The sequence below is a fragment of the Bradyrhizobium sp. 138 genome, from assembly GCF_023074075.1.
In the GTDB taxonomy this organism is placed as follows: Bacteria; Pseudomonadota; Alphaproteobacteria; order Rhizobiales; family Xanthobacteraceae; genus Bradyrhizobium.
In genome coordinates, this window is sequence record NZ_JADPKT010000095.1 from 55,899 (window position 1) to 72,386 (window position 16,488).

Below are 16,488 nucleotides of genomic sequence, written 5' to 3' on the forward strand. Positions count from 1 at the left end.
GCGCGCTGAGCGCTAATCGTCGTCGGGCCCGAACAGCCTGATCTGCGGGAAGCCGCCGCGCGGCCGGCCGGCGTAATCGCGCGCATCGGAATCCTCGCGGATGTTTCGCGCGACGTCGTCCCAATCGGTGCGGTCGCGCCAGCCGCGCGGCTCTCGGCCCTCATTGTAATAGCGACGCTCAGCCCAACGCTCGCGCCGCTCGATCCGGCGCCGTTCGGACGCCGCGCGCTTCACGTCGGAATCCTTCGCCTTGGCATAGGCGTTGTCAGGTGAAGTAGCCGGATCAACCGAAGCCTGCTGCTCGGTGGGTTTTGCGATTTTCGGGGCCGATGCGACGGTCGGCTTGGACTGCTCCTTGGGCGGCTCGACCGCGGCCGCCTGCGACGGTGGCGATGCCGGCGGTTCGGCGTTCGCCTGGGTGGGCTGCGTGTCAGGCTTTGCGGCTTCAGGCTGTGCTTCGGCCTGCGCCGGCGCGGCCATGATCGCGCCGAAGGCTTGCGAGCCCGTGAGATAATTGACGCGTTCCGAAGCCCCGTTTGCCGAGGGCGCATTTGTCGCCGCAGGCGCGCCGGCGGATTCGGCGCGCTGCGCCATCTTGCTGGTATCCGGCCCCTGCTTGGACGTGACCGGATTCATGATGTTGCCGGCAACGATCCCGCCGCCGAGACCGATGGCAATGGCCGCGACAATGGTACCGGCACCGACGAAATAGGCTGTCGAGGCGCGCATTGATCCACTCCCTCTTTGGGGCGAGCAACGCGCGTTGATTGCCGGATGTTCCTGATGCGGCAGCAGTTCCCGAAGGAACTTGCGCGTCAGATCTGCTGCGCGACCTTCTCAAGCCCGATCAGGCGGGCGAGCTTGCGCACTTCTTCTTTCTGATCGTCACGCAGCTGGAACAGCAGCGGCATTGCTGCCGACTTCAACTGCTGGACCTCGTCGCAATTCGGATCGATCTGCGCGCTAGGTGGCGCGTTCGGATTGGAGAGCCTGTTAGCCGAGATCTTGCGCACGACGTTGCGGAGCGCGGTCTCGACCGAGGGCCAATAATATTCCTGCGACGACGACAGCTTCAGACGATCCCTGATCCCCGCGATCTGTGCGTCGGACAGCAGTGAATAGTTTTTCTGCGGCTGCGGCTTGGCCACGACCTTCGGCTTGGCGGCCGGGACTTCGACTGCGGGAATCTCCGCCGCAGCGGGCGCTTCGGACACGCTCGACGCGCTGGGCATCGGGAAATCGGACGGCGTTGCAGCGGCAAAGGCCTGCCGCAACGGCTCGGTCAGCACCGGGGTTTGGGCAAGCTTGTCGGCGGACACCTGGACCGGCTCAAATGCGGCCGAAGCCAGGGCCAGGGTCGGGACCAGACGGTCGGCCTTGGCGGCGCGGTTGGCCGCGAGCGGCTTGGGCGGAGGCGTCTGCGAGATCATCTCTTCGCCGACGCTGGGCACGCTGTCGCGGCCAAGAATGGCGGTGGTGGCGGCACCCAGGACGAGGAAGCAGGTCAGCACAACGATGGTGATGGCTTTAGACAATCGTCTCTCCGGGAACAGCCGCTTCACGAGTTTGTTAACGTTGCGCGGGAAAAGGGCACGAATTATGGCTTGAGTGTGCCTTCGTTGCGACAATCATCATGTCTGCCGCGACATTCTGGGTAAAAAGGCCAAGGAAGTCAGGCGGCTACGGCCAGGTCGTAGGCGTCCTGGATGTCGGCGACGATCTCCGAGGCCTCCCAGACCGCGCGCGGCTCGACCGATTGCAGCGTCACCGTCCAGTTGCCGCCCCGGCGGGTGCGGGGGACGCTGACGATGTCGAAGCGGACGTTGCGGCACAGCGGGTGGCGCGCCAGGGCATGCGCGACGCGAACGCGGATTTCGTCCAGCGATGCCGCCGTCTTGCTGTTGAGATAATCGAAGTCCATCGCCTGTCCTCTCGTCCTGATTGGCGGCCGTGAGGAGATTCTTGGCGGGCGTTGGTTAATCTGCGGTTAAGTGGGCATTTCGAGCGAGCGTTCGATTAACTGTGATCGGGACGAGCGCCCTCTGCTCTTCCGCATTTCTACGGGGAGAGGCGTGCTCTCGCCTCTCGATATTCGACCATTGTCCGCGCAACGAGATCGTCGACCGGGACCACATCGGAGACAGCAGAGGTGGAGTGCCCACCGCTCCAGATGTCGCGCCAGCGCTTCGGCCGGTTTTCGCGCGCGGCGACGTCGATATCCTCAGCGATGTCGATCGCGCCGCGCGCCGGCAGATCGTCGGGATCAAGCCCGGCAGCCACGATCGACGGCCTCAGCATGCTGGTCTGCAGGCCCGTAAAGGCGGTGGTGAGCAGGATGTCGTCGGCGCTGCTCTCGACCAGCATCCGCTTGTGGCGGTCGTCTGCCATGCTCTCGCGCGTCGCGATGAACTTCGTGCCCATATAGGCGAGATCGCAACCGAGCACTTCGGCCGCGTGCAGTGCATGGCCGTCGCTGATGCCGCCCGCGAGCACGATGATGCCGTCATAGAACGCGCGCACCGCACGGACGAAGGCAAACGGGTTGAGCCAGCCGGTCTGGCCGCCCGCGCCCGCGGTGAGCAGCACCAGCCCGTCGGCACCTGCTTCCGCCGCGCGTTCGGCGTGGCGGATGGAAGCGACGTCCGCCAGCACCAGCGCCCCGGCATCGTGCAGCGGCTTCAACACGGACGCGGGCGAGCCGACCGACGTGATGACGACCTCCAGCTTGTGCCGCAGCAGCACGGCGAGATCCTGCTCCAGCCGCGCGTTGGAGCGGTGCACGATCAGGTTCGGACAGAGCGGCGCGGCCTTGCGGCCGGTTTGATCTTCGTGCTGGCGCAGCCGCGTCTCGATCGCGGTGAGCCATTCATCGAGCTGGTCCGCGTTGCGGCAATTGGCGGTGGGAAAGCTGCCGATCACCCCGTTGCGGCAGGCCGCGATCATGAGCTCGACGCCCGACACCAGAAACATCGGCGCTGCGATCAAAGGCAGAGCGAGACGATCGCGAAAGCGTTGCAGTCGATCGGACGTCACTCAAATCTCCCTGTAACTCCTGCTTCGTCGAGCGTGCTTTGTCGTTTCCTCCCGCAGCCCTGTGCCAGCGTCATCGGCAACATTGGCACGCCCGAAGCCGGTGACAAAATAACGAAGAAATATACGTCCGATCCGCTCCGGATGGCGGGATAAATACCCGGGATTCTACGGTGTCGTTGTTGCCTCGACACCACAACGCACAACGGAGTGTCTGGCGGCGATGCCCGCGCAATTGCCGGTGAATCAGGGAATCAACTAGACCGCTGATGGGGCTGGGATGCGGAGAGTAAGATGAGAGTCGCTTCCCTGGAAAGTGCAGTCGCCGCGATCGCGTTGATCACGGCTATCATCGTGGTGCTGTGGGAGATCAAGATCTTCTACGGAATCTGAACAGGCTGGATACCTCTTCGAACACGACCGGGCATGCCTTCCGCGGCGGCGGAAGCCTGCCGTTCAATCGGCCCAAGGCGCGATCGCGGGCTTGCCGTCACGGCTACCGCTTCTCGATCACCAGGCTCTGCACCGCGCGGCCGAAATAGCCCTGGCGGTCGGCAAGGCGCGACATGGCGAGCCCGGTGCCGTCAGCGCCGATCCAGGACTCACCGTCGAGCAGGATCCACTCGCCGACCGGCTGACGTGCGAAGCTCACGGTGAGATCGGCGTTGATGTAGGTCCAGGCGCGGAAGTCGAGCATCGAGGCGGTGCCGTTGGAGAAATCGGCGGCGACCACGGCGCGCATCGCTTGCGAAACCGCTTCACCCGCGATCAGCGGATGGTCGACGCGAAACCAGATCGCGCCGGCGCCAGCCTGGCCAAAGCGGCCGCGCGCGGCGCGCATCGAGACCAATCGCACGAACGGGCTGGTGGCGGCGTGGCCGTCCTCGGCCAGCGAGTCCTCCGGCAAGGGCAACGTAACCGGCAGCTCCTTGACGTCCTCGGGCAACGACTGTGCCTGGCGCCTGATCTTGAGCACGGTCGCGCCGACCACCTGCACGCCGTCGGCGAGCAGCTTGATTGCGCAGAGCTGGATCTTGCGGCCCTCGCGCAAGATTTCGGTCACGATCGTGAGTGGCGCCACCGGCACCGGGCGCATCAGATCGATGGTGACGCGCGCGATGTCCATCGGAGCAGGCGTCGGAATGCGTTCGGCCGCCCATGTCACCAGCGAAGCCGGCGCCGAGCCGTGCTGCATGCGCCGGTCCCAGGGACCGGCGGCGTCCGGGCTGGTGACGACATTGTTGCCGTCGACGCGGTAGATGGCGGTCATCTCTGTTCGATATCTCGGCTGGCGTTCCCCGGACGCAGCGCAGCGCGTAAGCGGTGCGCTGCCGAGCCGGGGTCCATTCGTTGCAGTGGGTCCCGGCTCTGCGCAGCAGCGTTACACGCTGCAGCGCGTCCGGGACACGAGAGCAAATCACAACGGCGGATCGATCGCTTCGTCGTATTCTTTCTTGAAACGCGCGATCAGGTCGGCGGCGGGCACGATGCCGTCGACGCTGCCGATGCCCTGGCCCGAGCCCCAGATCTCCTTCCAGGCCTTCGGCTTGGCGCGCTCGCCGGAGGCGTCGGTGCCGAAATTCATCTTGGAGGGATCGGAGGTCGGCAGATTCTCCGGATCCATGCCGGCAGCGAGGATCGAGGGTTTCAGATAGTTGCCGTGCACGCCGGTGAACAGGTTGGAATAGACAATGTCGTCGGCCGTCGCGCCCGCGATCATCTCCTTGTATTTCTCGACCGCATTGGCTTCTTTGGTCGCGATGAAGGCCGAGCCGATATAGGCAAAGTCGGCGCCGAGGACGCGTGCGGCGCGGATCGCCTTGCCGTTGCCGATCGCGCCCGACAGCGCGATCGGGCCGTCGAACCATTTTCGCGTTTCGGCGACGAAGGCCAGCGGCGAGATGGTGCCGGCATGGCCGCCGGCGCCGGCCGCGACCAGGATCAGGCCGTCGGCGCCTTTCTCGATCGCCTTGTGCGCGAATTTCTGGTTGATCACGTCGTGGAAGACGATGCCGCCCCAGCCGTGCACGGCCTGGTTCAGCTCCTCGCGGGCGCCGAGCGAGGAGATGATCATCGGCACCTTGTACTTGGCGCAGAGCTGCATGTCGTGGTCGAGCCGGTTGTTCGACTTATGCACGATCTGGTTGACCGCAAACGGCGCCGACGGCCTGTCGGGATGGGCGCGGTCATAGGCCGCGAGCTCTTCGGTGATGCGCGCCAGCCATTCGTCGAGCAACTCCGGCGGCCGGGCGTTCAGCGACGGAAACGAGCCGACCACCCCCGCCTTGCACTGCGCGATCACGAGATCGGGCACCGAGATGATGAAGAGCGGCGAGCCGATCACGGGGATCGACAGGCGCCCCTTGAACAAGGCAGGCATGGACATTGCGAAGCGATCCTCTGTTGGCCGGTTAATGCAAGGTTGGCCACCATACCAACAAGGCAATCTTTCCACTGTCAAGTATTGCGTTTTGACGCCGTGCCGGACCCGGCTACCCGCATTCCTAGTCGCGGAATTCCTGCCTATCCGTCTCCTCCGTCATTGCAATGACGAGGAGCGGGTTGTGGATCCAACTACCCGATCAGATCCGGATTGATCAGCCGCTCGAACGAGAACATCTCGTCCCACTTCTCCTGCGTCAGCAGCTTGCGCTCGACCACGACGATCTGGTGCAGCGACTTGCCGCTCTTGTAGCCTTCGCGCGCGATCTCGGCGCATTGCTTGTAGCCGAGCAGCGGCTTCAGCACCGTGACGATGCCAAGCGAGTTCAGCACCATGTTGCGGGTGTGCTCCTCGTTGGCGGTGATGCCGACGACGCAATTCTCGCGCAGGCTGTTGACCGCGCGTTCCATGGTGCGGATCGAGAAGAACAGCGCGAATGAGATCACCGGCTCCATCACGTTGAGCTGGAGCTGGCCCGCCGAGGCCGCGAGCGTCACCGTGGTGTCGAGCCCGATGACGAGGAAGCTGGTCTGGTTGACCACCTCGGGGATCACAGGATTGACCTTGCCGGGCATGATCGAGGAGCCCGGCTGCAGTTGCGGCAGGTTGATCTCGTTGAAGCCGGCGCGCGGGCCGGAGGCGAGCAGACGGATGTCGTTACAGATTTTCGTCAGCTTGCTCGCCGTGCGCTTGAGGACGCCCGAGAGCTGCACATAGGCGCCGGTGTCCGAGGTCGCCTCGACGAGATCGCCCGCGAGGATGAAATCGACCCCGGTGAGCGCGCTCAGATGCCGGACCGCGAGCTTGGGATATCCGACCGCAGCCGTGACGGAGGTGCCGATCGCGGTGGCGCCGAGATTGATCTCGCGCAGCAGCGCACGCGCTTCGGAGATGCGGTCGACTTCCTCGCCGATCGTGGTGCCCCAGCCCCGGAATTCGGCCCCGAGCGACATCGGCACCGCATCCTGGAGATGCGTGCGGCCCATCTTCAGGACGCGGTCGAACTCGCGGCCCTTGGCGAAGAAAGCTTCCTGGAGCTGGCGCAGCGCGGTCATGTAACTCTCGAGCCGGAGGATCAGCGCCAGCCGAAAAGCGGTCGGATAGGTGTCGTTGGTCGACTGGCCGTAATTGACGTGGTCGTTGGGACTGACGTGCTGGTAGTCGCCCTTCGTAAGGCCGAGCGATTCCAGCGCGAGGTTCGCGATCACCTCGTTGGCATTCATGTTGGTGGAGGTGCCGGCGCCGCCCTGGATGAAGTCGGTGACGAACTGATCCATCATGTCGCCGGCGATGACGCGGTCGCAGCCGAGGATGATCGCATCGGCGACCTTGGCCTCGATCGCGCCGAGATCGCGATTGGCCATGGCGGCGGCCTTCTTGACGTACCCGAGCGCCTTCACGAAGTAAGGCTCCTGGTTCATCGGAATGCCGGTGATGTGGAAGTTCTCCTTACCCCGGATGGTCTGGACGCCGTAATAGATGTCGTCGGCGATCTCACGCTGTCCGAGGAAATCCTGCTCGGTACGGCTCATGGGCGCTCCTTGCTGCATGCGCGCGAGGCCTTCACGTCAGTTCTGGCACAGCGCGCTGGTCACGAAAGTATCGGTGCGGCAGTCGTCAGGCTTGCGTTGCCGGCCCGGGATCAGGACCTTGGCCGAGCATTTCTCGGCGGAATCGGCATTCAGGCTCTTGCCTTCCTTGTAGCCCTTGCTCTGGCAGAGCTGGTCGGCGGCCTGCTTGCAGTCGGGCGCACCGTTCGACGAGGCTGGACAGGCGATGCGACCCGAGACCATGGTCGAGGGCTTGGCCAGTCGCGACAGGTCGTTCATGGTTTCACTGGGGCTTTTGATCGGCGGCAGGATCGAGGGCAGCTTGTCGAACAGCTTGCCCATTTCATTGATCAGCCCGGGATTTTCTGCGGGTGCGGGCGTCGAGGGCGGCGGCGCGGCCTGCGGCCCTTGCTCCTGCAGGCCAAGCGACGGCGGCGCCGATTGCGTCCACCCGGTCCCGCCGGCACCGAGCAGGAGCAGCAGCACTGCTGACATCAGCGTCCCGAGCCGAAAGGCCGGATTGCCGGATCGAACCATCATGACGGCAACCGTAGCCGAAGCCGGCCCTGCGGCAAAGCGCGGAGGTTTAGATCAGCTTGATGGCGACGACGAAGCCGAGCACCAGCAACGCGGCGCCGACCCCCACCACGAGAGCGAGATGCCTCTCGATCCGGACGCGGATCCAGTCGCCATAGCGGTTGAGCAGGATCGCGACGACGAAGAAGCGTCCGCCGCGCGCAACGATCGAGCACAGGATGAACAGGATGATGTTGTAGCCGGCAAAGCCCGAAGTGATGGTGACGAGCTTGTAGGGGATCGGCGTCAGCCCCTTGAGCAGGATGATGATTGCCCCCCATTCCGCATAGGAGGCGCGGAAGGCCTCGACCTTGCCGCCGAGGCCGTAGACCTGGATCAGCCATTGGCCGACCGAATCGAACAGCAGCGCACCGATGGCGTAGCCGACGATGCCGCCGAGCACCGAGGTGACGGTACAGACCATTGCATAGACCCAGGCGCGCTGCGGGCGCGCCAGCGACATCGGGATCAGCATCACATCCGGCGGGACCGGAAAGAACGAGCTTTCCGCGAAAGACACGACGCCCATGATCCAGAGCGCGTAGGGCTTGTGGGCGGCGTCGATGCACCAATCATAGATACGTTTCAGCATGGCGCCGCGATGAAGCACCATGGGACGGATTTGTCCATGCCGAGATTGAGGCGAATTATGACGTTTCTAGTGGCGCTTGCGCGCGGCACGGCCCTCGAGCGCGACAATTGGCCGCCTGGCGGCCACGCGCGGTGACGCGACTTTGGGCAGCTTCATCGCGGATTTCGGCAGTTTCTCGGCGATGCCGAGCATGTCTTCCCGCCGCGTCATTTCCCGCCAGACGTCCTCGGGGCGCACGCCGGCAGAGGCCCAGAGCACGGTGAGATTGTACAAGAGATCGGCGCTTTCCCGGATCACGGCCTCGGTATCGCCATTGACCGCATCGATCACGACTTCGATGGCCTCTTCGGCCAGCTTCTTCGCCATTTTTGAGGGCCCGCGCTGAAACAGCCGGGCCGTGCGCGATGTTGCCGGATCAAGGTCCCTGGCCGCGAGCACAGCCAGATATAGCCGCTCAAGCGAATCACTCATGGTACGCAAAACTACTCGAAACAAATGGCCGGCGTGTTAACACGCGACAAGATAAGCAAAAAACAGGCCGCCGCGGCAAGCACGACGGCCTGTTCGCCGATGACGTTTGGCCGATCAGTTAATAGCAGCTGTAGCCGGAATAGCCGTGGGCGCAGGGGTTTTTGTAGCCGCCATAGGTGTAGCGGTTGCTCGAGTCGTAATAATAGGGACCATAGCCGGGGCTGCTGTAATAGACCGGGCCGCCACCGTAATAGTAGCCCGGGCCCGGATCGTAATCATAGGCGTAGGCATCGCGGCTGGCCGCGATCGCGAGACCGGTGCCGATGGCCGCGAAGGCCGCAGCTGCGGCCGCGCCGCCTCCGCCGCCACGCCAATGGCGGCCGCCCGCATAGGAAGCGGTCGGGACGATTGCGGTCAACGCCAGCACCGCGGCGGTGGCAAGAACGGCCTTTCGGCCCGTAAATTTGGAGAATCGCTCGAACATGTCTTGGGCCCTCCTTTGGGACCTGGAATGGACGCCTGCGGACAGGCTCATGCCTCTCAAACCCGCATGACCTAAGTTGGGTTCCCCAACCCCAACACAAGCTGAACGGGGTTGCGTAACGATGCCGCAACGCCGCTCATCGGCCGTTCATGTTCGCGCGCGCACGCTCGTCGTCCGCCGGCGCTGCGAGCGTCACGAAACCATAACAATGCGGGACCGGCGCAACTGATGTCGGAATTCAAGACGATCGCGCTTCGTTGCCTGCTGGCCCTCTCGATCCCGCTTGCGACACTGATTGCCCGCGACGTCAGCGCCGCCGAGACCGCTGCGCCCTCCGTTGCGATCCACTTCAGCTTCGACCGCCCATTGGACGCGAGCATGGCGCCGTTCTTCCTGGCGGCGAAGGACGGCAGGTTCAGCGCCGAGCGTCTCAACGTGTCCTTCGGCAGCACAAACGGATCGCCGGAGGCGCTCGCACGCATCGCCCGGGGCGACAGCGAGCTTGCGCTCGTCGACATCAACGAGTTGATCCGCTTTCGCGACAAGGAAGATGCGGCGCCGATCAAGGCGGTGTTCATGCTGTTCAACCGCGCGCCCTACGCGATCGTCGCGCGCAAGAGCCGAGGCATCCATGTGTTGCCCGATCTCGACGGCAAGACCGTCGGCGTTGCCGACAGCGATCTGTCGATGCGGTTGTGGCCGGCGCTGGCGCAGCAGAACGGCGTCAAGGCCTCACGCGTCAAATTCCACAAGATCAGCGCGGCGGTGCGCGAGCCCCTTCTGTCCGCGGGACAGGTCGATGCGGTCGCGGGCTTCAGCTATCTCTCCGCGGTGAATTTGCGCGACCGCGGCGTGCCCGGAGCCGATCTTGTCGTGCTGCGTTATGCCGACTATGGCTGCGAGGCCTATGGCTTTGCCGTGGTGGCCAATGCCGCCTTCGCCGCGGCAAAACCGGACGCCGTGAAGGGCTTCGTCCGCGCCTTGATCGCCGGCATCGCCGCGACCGTCAAGGAGCCGGCGCGTGCGGCGGACGAGGCCGCGAGCCGCATCGACGGCGGCGACCGCGACCTGGAGCTGGAACGCCTGCGCACCGTCCTCGTCGATAACGTCCTCACGGACGAGGTCAAGCGCCGCGGTCTCGGCGGCATTGAGCCACAACGCCTGGAGCGCTCGATCGACCAGATCGCACAGGACTTCAAATTCCGGAAGCGGCCGACCGCAAGCGATATCTTCGACGACCGGTTCCTGCCGCCGGTCGCGGGGCGGCTGATCAATTGAGCAAAACCGGCAGCTTCCGCTATATCTCGCGCGCGATCCCTGCTTAGAATACGGGCACCATCATCCGTTTCGAGTTCGTCGCCCGCATGTCCATCTTCCGTCTCTACACCCGCGTTCTCGAGCTGCTCGGCAAGGAGGCACGGCTGGGCTGGCTGCTCGCGGTCGCCAATCTCCTGCTGGCGGCCTCGCAATTCGCCGAGCCGGTTCTGTTCGGCCGGATCGTCGACGTGCTCTCGGGCAAGACGGTGGCCGGCTCCAGCTCGGCCTGGCCGTTCCTGGTGGCCTGGGTCGCGTTTGGGCTCTTCACCATCCTGTGCAGCGCGCTCGTGGCCCTGCAGGCCGACCGGCTCTCGCACCGCCAGCGCCAGGCGGTGCTGACCGACTATTTCGAGCACATCCTGCAACTGCCGTTGACCTTCCATTCCGGCACCCATTCGGGCCGGCTGATGAAGGTGATGCTCAACGGCACCGACGCGCTGTGGCGGCTATGGCTCGGCTTCTTCCGCGAGCACTTTGCCGCGATCCTCTCGGTGATGGTGCTGCTGCCGCTGTCGCTCTACCTGAACTGGCGGCTCGCGATCCTGCTGTTCGTGCTCTGCATCGTGTTCACCGCGCTGACGACCTTCGTGGTGCGCAAGACCTTCGGCATGCAGATGGAGGTCGAGGAACACTACAGCGAGCTCTCCGCCCGCGCCTCCGATGCGCTCGGCAATGTCGCGCTGGTGCAGAGCTTCGTCCGTGTCGAATCCGAGGTGAAGGGGCTGCGCTCCGTCGCCGATCAATTGCTCGAAGCGCAGATGCCGGTGCTGTCGTGGTGGGCGCTCGTCACCGTCATCACGCGCGCCTCCACCACCATCACGGTGCTGGCGATCTTCACGCTCGGTATCGCGCTGCACGACCAGGGGCTCACCTCGGTCGGCGAGATCGTGATGTTCGTGAGCTTTGCGACGCTGCTGATCCAGAAGCTCGAGCAGGTCGTGAGCTTCATCAACAGCGTGTTCATGGAAGCGCCGCGCCTGCGCGAGTTCTTCGGCGTGCTCGACGCCGTGCCCGCGGTGCACGACCGGCCCGACGCGATCGATGCCGGCAGGCTGTCCGGCCTCGTCGAGTTCAACGACGTCACCTTCTCCTATGACGGCAAGCGGCCGGCGATCGAGGATCTCACCTTCACCGCGCTGCCCGGCCAGACCATCGCGCTGGTCGGCCCGACCGGCGCCGGCAAATCGACCGCGATTGCGCTCTTGCATCGCGCCTTCGATCCGCAATCCGGCTTCATCAAGATCGACGGCATGGACGTGCGCGGCGTGACGCTGACCTCGCTGCGGCGGAACATCGGCGTCGTGTTCCAGGAGGCGCTGTTGTTCAACCGCTCGATCGAGGAGAACTTGCGCGTCGGCAAGCCGGACGCGACCGAGGCCGAGATGCGCAAGGCGGCCGAGCGCGCGCAGGCGCTCGAATTCATCGAGCGCAGCGGCGGCTTCGCGACCAATGCCGGCGAGCGCGGCCGCATGTTGTCCGGCGGCGAGCGGCAGCGTCTGTCGATCGCCCGCGCGCTGCTGAAGGACCCGCCGATCCTGATTCTGGACGAAGCGACCTCCGCGCTCGATGCCGTCACCGAGACCAAGGTGAATGCCGCTCTCGATGAAGTGATGAAGGGCCGCACCACCTTCGTGATCGCCCACCGCCTCTCCACCATCCGCAACGCCACGCGGATCCTGGTGTTCGAGAACGGGCGCGTGATCGAAAGCGGAACTTTCGATGAACTCGTGACCAAAGGCGGCCATTTTGCCGAGCTCGCCAGGGCCCAGTTCATGGTCCATGAAACCGCCCAAGCAAGCACACGGGCCAGCATGACGGCGGCTGAGGCTGCCGCGACGACAGCCGAATCCTCCTAGCAAGTCCTCATACCACCGCCGAAATTCGGCCTATTTCATTGCGGAATACCGCGCCTGGCCCCCTATTCTCGACGCATCAGCCGGTATAGGTTTGCGGCGCCGCAAGCGGCGGCGCAGAATTTCAAAACCGAACATCAGATCACGAGAACCGTCCGTATCAGGCGGGTCTCCAAGGACCGGAATCGGATAGTGCACGCCTTACGCCCGCTGCTTCGCAAATCGCTATTCAACCTGTTCGCCGCGAGCCTCGCATGTGCCGCGCTGCTTGCGCCGCGCGCGGCGAGCGCTGAAGCGCTGCTGCTGATCGAAGCGGACAGCGGCAAGGTGCTGCAGGCGGATAACGCGACCATTCCCTGGTATCCGGCCTCCGTCACCAAGATCATGACCGCCTATGTGGCGCTGAAAGCTGTCAAGGACGGCAGACTGACGCTCGACACGCTGCTCACGGTATCGCCGACGGCGGCCTCGCAATCGCCCTCGAAAATGGGGTTCCGTCCGGGAACGCAGCTCACCGTCGACAACGCGCTGAAGATGATGATGGTCAAGTCGGCGAACGACATGGCCGTGGTGCTTGCCGAAGGCGTCGGCGGCTCGATCGACGGCTTCTCCGCGATGATGAACGACACCGCCAGAAAGCTCGGCATGACGCAGACCAGCTACGTCAATCCGAACGGCCTGCCCGCCGACGGCCAGATCACGTCGGCGCGCGACCTCGGCATCTTGGCGCGCTCGTTCCTGCGCGACCTGCCGGAATACGAATACTTCATGCACATCCCGGCGATCCGTTTTGGCAAGCGCATCACCGGCAATTTCAACAAGCTGATCGGCCGCTATCCCGGCGCCGACGGTTTCAAGACCGGCTTCATCTGTGCCTCCGGCTACAATCTCGTGGCGTCGGCGACGCGCAACGGCCGCCGGCTGATCGCGGTGGTGCTCGGCGCCAATTCCGGCACGGCGCGTGCGGTGAAGGCGGCGCAGCTGCTCGAGCGCGGCTTCGGCCAGGACAATCTGACGTGGCTGCGCCCCTCGCTCGGCACGGTCGACAACCTCGTGCCGGTCGACGCCTCGCCGCCGAACCTGCGCGACGAGATGTGCGGGCCCAACCGCAAGCGGCCGGCCAGCGATGACGACGATGCGCTGATCGCGGCCAATGGCGGCGCGATGGGATCCACCTCGGCCACCGGAGGCGAAGCCCAGGTGACCTTCTTCACCGCCGGCCTGCAGCCGCCCCTGATGAAGGCTTCCGAGCTGATGGCCTCGGCCCCCGCGGCGGTCGAACCCGTGCTGGTCTATACCGGCCCGACCCGTACCGGCACGGCCCTGATCGCGGCGGTCGCGGCGGATGCCGACCAGCAGGCGGCGTCCAAGCCGCGTGGCAAGAAGTCGCGCGTCGCCAAGAAGCCCGACGCGGCCGACAAGCCGAAAGACGCGGGCAAGGACGCCAATAAGGACGTCAAGACGGCGGCAGCGAAGCCGAATACCAAGTCGGCTGAGGCCAAGAACGACGGCAAGAACAACGGCAAGAACGACAGTAAGAACGACAAGACTGCGGCCAAGCCGGCGGCGCCCAAGCATGCAGCCGCCAAGCACGATACGGCGGCAAAACCCGCCGAGAAGCCTGCCGCGGGCGGCGATCCGAAGCCCGCCAAGCCGAAGGCTGCGACCAAGCCCGCTGCCAAGCCGGCCAACAACAGTTAACGGCGCCCCTCACCGCGGCGGCCGGTGCTTCGCACCTGCGGCAGCGCCGTTCGCGATGATTCCAGTGGCCCCTCCCCGGCCTTTGCCCTAAGCCTCGACGGCTTGCCACGCGTTGCGGCAGGTTCGATACTGGCGGCAATGAGGCAAGCCCGAGACACAACGGGCTCTGGTCAATGAGGGGAGTTTTCCATGGAGCGCATCTGGCTCAAGCAATATCCGCCCGGCGTGCCTGCCGATATCGAGCCGACCCAATACGCATCGCTGGTCGACCTGCTGGAGGAGAGCTTCACCAAGTTCGCCGACCGCAAGGCGTTCATCTGCATGGACAAGTCGATCAGTTACCGCGACCTCGACCAGATGTCGGTCGCGCTCGCCGCCTATTTGCAGGGCCGCGGCCTGCAGCGCGGCGCCCGCGTCGCCCTCATGATGCCGAACGTGCTGCAATATCCGGTCGCAACCGCCGCGGTGCTGCGCGCCGGCTTCGCGGTCGTCAACGTCAACCCGCTCTACACCCCGCGTGAACTCGAGCATCAGCTCAAGGATTCCGGCGCCGAAGCCATCATCGTGCTGGAGAACTTTGCCCACACCGTCGAACAGGTGATCGCGAAGACCGCGGTGAAGCATGTCATCGTCGCCAGCATGGGCGACCTGCTCGGCTTCAAGGGTGTGATCGTCAACCTCGTCGTCCGCCGCGTCAAGAAGATGGTGCCGGCGTGGTCGCTGCCCGGCGCGGTGTCCTTCAACGACGCGCTCTCGGCCGGCCGCGGCCTGACCTTCAACAAGCCAAAGCTCTCGCCGGGCGACGTCGCGTTCCTGCAATATACCGGCGGCACCACCGGCGTCTCCAAGGGCGCCACCCTGCTCCACCGCAACATCGTCGCCAACGTCCTGCAGAACGACGCCTGGCTTCAGCCGGCGATGGCCGCGCCGCCGCATGTCGATCAGCTCATGATCGTCTGCGCGCTGCCGCTCTATCACATCTTCGCGCTGACGGCCTGCTACCTGCTCGCGGTGCGCGCCGGCGGCTGCAATCTGCTGATCCCCAACCCGCGCGACATCGCGGGCTTCGTCAAGGAGCTGGCGAAATACCAGGTCAACAGCTTCCCGGCGGTGAACACGCTCTACAACGGGCTGATGCACCATCCTGATTTCAAGAAGCTCGACTTCTCCAAGCTGAAGATCTCCAATGGCGGCGGCATGGCGGTGCAGCGTCCCGTGGCCGATCAATGGAAGGCGATCACCGGCTGCTTCATTGCCGAGGGCTACGGCCTGTCGGAGACCTCGCCGACGCTGACCTGCAACCCGGCGACGGCAACGGAGTTCACGGGCACGATCGGAATCCCCGTGCCGTCGACTTTCATCTCGATTCGCGACGACGACGGCAACGAAGTGCCGCTCGGTCAGGCCGGCGAGATCTGCGCCAAGGGCCCGCAGGTGATGTCGGGCTACTGGAACAGGCCGGAAGAGACCGCCAAGGTGATGACCGCAGACGGCTTTTTCCGCACCGGCGACATCGGCATCATGGACGAGAAGGGCTACACCAAGATTGTCGACCGCAAGAAGGACATGATCCTGGTCTCCGGCTTCAACGTCTATCCGAATGAGATCGAGGAAGTGATCGCGAGCCATCCGGGTGTGCTCGAATGCGCCGTGATCGGCATCCCCGATTCCAAATCGGGCGAGGCGGTGAAGGCCTTCGTGGTGAAGAAGGATCAAAACCTCACGGCCGAGGCGGTGATCAAGTTCTGTCACGAGCAGCTCACCGGCTACAAGGTGCCCAAGCACATCGAATTCCGCACCGACCTACCCAAGACCAATGTCGGCAAGATCCTGCGCCGGCAGCTCCGCGACGAGAAGAAGGCGGAAGCGGCGTAAGGCCGCTTTCCATTCATGCAGGAAGCCAGCGACATCACGCCATCCGGCATTCTCGCCTTTTGGCGCGAGGCCGGTCGCGATCGCTGGTACAAGCGCGACGACGCTTTCGACGCGGAGGTCAGGCGCCGCTTTCTCGCGCTGTGGCAGAAGGCGGCCGCCGGCGAGCTTGCATCATGGGAGGCAAGCGACGACGGCGCGCTCGCGCTCGTCATCGTGCTCGACCAATTCCCCCGCAACATGTTTCGCGACACGCCGCAGGCCTTTGCCAGCGATATGCTGGCGCGCGATGTCGCCCGCCGCGCCATCGAAAGGGGCACGGATCGCAGGATCGATTCCATCCTGCTCCAATTCCTCTATCTGCCCTTCATGCATTCCGAGCACCTGGCTGACCAGTTGCACTGCGTTGCGCTGTTTCAGGGCACCGACAATACCGAGAACCTGAGATACGCTCGCGAGCACGCCGATATCATCCAGCGGTTCGGTCGCTTCCCCCACCGCAACCGCCTCCTGGGCCGTGACACCACCGAGGAAGAGCAGGCCTTCCTCGACGGCGGCGGTTTTGCCGGTTGATGACATCACGGTGAACGGCAGCCGCC

The 16,488-nt window shown here is 64.7% G+C and carries 16 protein-coding genes; 5 read left to right on the forward strand and 11 right to left on the reverse strand.

What is annotated here, in order from left to right; translation table 11 throughout:
- Positions 1-12: 12 nt before the first annotated feature.
- From IVA79_RS34360 to IVA79_RS34410, 11 genes are all read right to left on the reverse strand, one after another.
- A complete protein-coding gene (locus IVA79_RS34360) occupies positions 13-729 on the reverse strand; it encodes a hypothetical protein (protein ID WP_247561575.1) in 717 nt (238 codons plus the stop codon).
- Between the two features lie 86 nt (positions 730-815).
- Positions 816-1,535 carry a hypothetical protein gene (locus IVA79_RS34365; RefSeq protein WP_247561576.1) on the reverse strand — a complete coding sequence of 240 codons (720 nt, stop codon included), beginning with the start codon at positions 1,533-1,535 and terminating at the stop codon, positions 816-818.
- Positions 1,536-1,672: 137 nt separating this feature from the next.
- Positions 1,673-1,921 (reverse strand): hypothetical protein, encoded by a 249-nt coding sequence (locus IVA79_RS34370; protein WP_247561577.1) that lies wholly within the window; start codon positions 1,919-1,921, stop codon positions 1,673-1,675.
- Between the two features lie 137 nt (positions 1,922-2,058).
- A complete protein-coding gene (locus IVA79_RS34375; RefSeq protein ID WP_247561578.1) occupies positions 2,059-3,033 on the reverse strand; it encodes a nitronate monooxygenase in 975 nt (324 codons plus the stop codon).
- A gap of 493 nt (positions 3,034-3,526) precedes the next feature.
- The gene (locus IVA79_RS34380) at positions 3,527-4,300 is read right to left on the reverse strand and encodes a thioesterase family protein (RefSeq protein ID WP_247561580.1); all 774 of its coding nucleotides are present in this window, start codon (positions 4,298-4,300) and stop codon (positions 3,527-3,529) included.
- A gap of 147 nt (positions 4,301-4,447) precedes the next feature.
- Entirely contained in the window at positions 4,448-5,416 is a 969-nt protein-coding gene (locus IVA79_RS34385) for a nitronate monooxygenase family protein (protein WP_247561582.1), read from the reverse strand.
- Positions 5,417-5,604: 188 nt separating this feature from the next.
- A complete protein-coding gene (locus tag IVA79_RS34390; protein ID WP_247561584.1) occupies positions 5,605-7,005 on the reverse strand; it encodes an aspartate ammonia-lyase in 1,401 nt (466 codons plus the stop codon).
- Between the two features lie 36 nt (positions 7,006-7,041).
- Positions 7,042-7,563 (reverse strand): hypothetical protein, encoded by a 522-nt coding sequence (locus IVA79_RS34395; protein WP_247561586.1) that lies wholly within the window; start codon positions 7,561-7,563, stop codon positions 7,042-7,044.
- A 46-nt stretch (positions 7,564-7,609) separates the two neighbouring features.
- On the reverse strand, positions 7,610-8,212 hold the full coding sequence (locus IVA79_RS34400; RefSeq protein ID WP_247561587.1) for a YqaA family protein: 603 nt from the start codon (positions 8,210-8,212) through the stop codon (positions 7,610-7,612).
- A gap of 45 nt (positions 8,213-8,257) precedes the next feature.
- A complete protein-coding gene (gene hisE / locus IVA79_RS34405; protein ID WP_247561589.1) occupies positions 8,258-8,662 on the reverse strand; it encodes a phosphoribosyl-ATP diphosphatase in 405 nt (134 codons plus the stop codon).
- Between the two features lie 118 nt (positions 8,663-8,780).
- Positions 8,781-9,146 carry a hypothetical protein gene (locus tag IVA79_RS34410; RefSeq protein ID WP_247561591.1) on the reverse strand — a complete coding sequence of 122 codons (366 nt, stop codon included), beginning with the start codon at positions 9,144-9,146 and terminating at the stop codon, positions 8,781-8,783.
- A 228-nt stretch (positions 9,147-9,374) separates the two neighbouring features.
- Between IVA79_RS34410 and IVA79_RS34415 the strand changes: the two genes are divergently transcribed.
- From IVA79_RS34415 to IVA79_RS34435, 5 genes are all read left to right on the forward strand, one after another.
- Complete coding sequence (locus tag IVA79_RS34415) at positions 9,375-10,424, forward strand: ABC transporter substrate-binding protein (protein ID WP_247561593.1); 1,050 nt, start codon at positions 9,375-9,377, stop codon at positions 10,422-10,424.
- Positions 10,425-10,510: 86 nt separating this feature from the next.
- The gene (locus tag IVA79_RS34420; protein WP_247561594.1) at positions 10,511-12,319 is read left to right on the forward strand and encodes a glucan ABC transporter ATP-binding protein/ permease; all 1,809 of its coding nucleotides are present in this window, start codon (positions 10,511-10,513) and stop codon (positions 12,317-12,319) included.
- A 189-nt stretch (positions 12,320-12,508) separates the two neighbouring features.
- A complete protein-coding gene (locus IVA79_RS34425) occupies positions 12,509-14,017 on the forward strand; it encodes a D-alanyl-D-alanine carboxypeptidase family protein (RefSeq protein WP_247561595.1) in 1,509 nt (502 codons plus the stop codon).
- Positions 14,018-14,206: 189 nt separating this feature from the next.
- Positions 14,207-15,892, forward strand: a complete 1,686-nt coding sequence (locus IVA79_RS34430; RefSeq protein WP_247561596.1) for a long-chain fatty acid--CoA ligase — start codon at positions 14,207-14,209, stop codon at positions 15,890-15,892.
- Between the two features lie 15 nt (positions 15,893-15,907).
- On the forward strand, positions 15,908-16,462 hold the full coding sequence (locus tag IVA79_RS34435; RefSeq protein WP_247561597.1) for a DUF924 family protein: 555 nt from the start codon (positions 15,908-15,910) through the stop codon (positions 16,460-16,462).
- Positions 16,463-16,488 lie beyond the last annotated feature (26 nt).

What these genes read in the sequence shown, in the direction of transcription:
- IVA79_RS34360 (WP_247561575.1), bottom strand. Translation starts at nt 729, where the DNA reads ATGCGCGCCTCGACAGCCTATTTCGTCGGTGCCGGTACCATTGTCGCG.
- IVA79_RS34370 (WP_247561577.1), bottom strand. Translation starts at nt 1,921, where the DNA reads ATGGACTTCGATTATCTCAACAGCAAGACGGCGGCATCGCTGGACGAA.
- IVA79_RS34380 (WP_247561580.1), bottom strand. Translation starts at nt 4,300, where the DNA reads ATGACCGCCATCTACCGCGTCGACGGCAACAATGTCGTCACCAGCCCG.
- IVA79_RS34385 (WP_247561582.1), bottom strand. Translation starts at nt 5,416, where the DNA reads ATGTCCATGCCTGCCTTGTTCAAGGGGCGCCTGTCGATCCCCGTGATC.
- IVA79_RS34390 (WP_247561584.1), bottom strand. Translation starts at nt 7,005, where the DNA reads ATGAGCCGTACCGAGCAGGATTTCCTCGGACAGCGTGAGATCGCCGAC.
- IVA79_RS34395 (WP_247561586.1), bottom strand. Translation starts at nt 7,563, where the DNA reads ATGATGGTTCGATCCGGCAATCCGGCCTTTCGGCTCGGGACGCTGATG.
- IVA79_RS34400 (WP_247561587.1), bottom strand. Translation starts at nt 8,212, where the DNA reads ATGGTGCTTCATCGCGGCGCCATGCTGAAACGTATCTATGATTGGTGC.
- hisE (WP_247561589.1), bottom strand. Translation starts at nt 8,662, where the DNA reads ATGAGTGATTCGCTTGAGCGGCTATATCTGGCTGTGCTCGCGGCCAGG.
- IVA79_RS34410 (WP_247561591.1), bottom strand. Translation starts at nt 9,146, where the DNA reads ATGTTCGAGCGATTCTCCAAATTTACGGGCCGAAAGGCCGTTCTTGCC.
- IVA79_RS34415 (WP_247561593.1), top strand. Translation starts at nt 9,375, where the DNA reads ATGTCGGAATTCAAGACGATCGCGCTTCGTTGCCTGCTGGCCCTCTCG.
- IVA79_RS34420 (WP_247561594.1), top strand. Translation starts at nt 10,511, where the DNA reads ATGTCCATCTTCCGTCTCTACACCCGCGTTCTCGAGCTGCTCGGCAAG.
- IVA79_RS34430 (WP_247561596.1), top strand. Translation starts at nt 14,207, where the DNA reads ATGGAGCGCATCTGGCTCAAGCAATATCCGCCCGGCGTGCCTGCCGAT.
- IVA79_RS34435 (WP_247561597.1), top strand. Translation starts at nt 15,908, where the DNA reads ATGCAGGAAGCCAGCGACATCACGCCATCCGGCATTCTCGCCTTTTGG.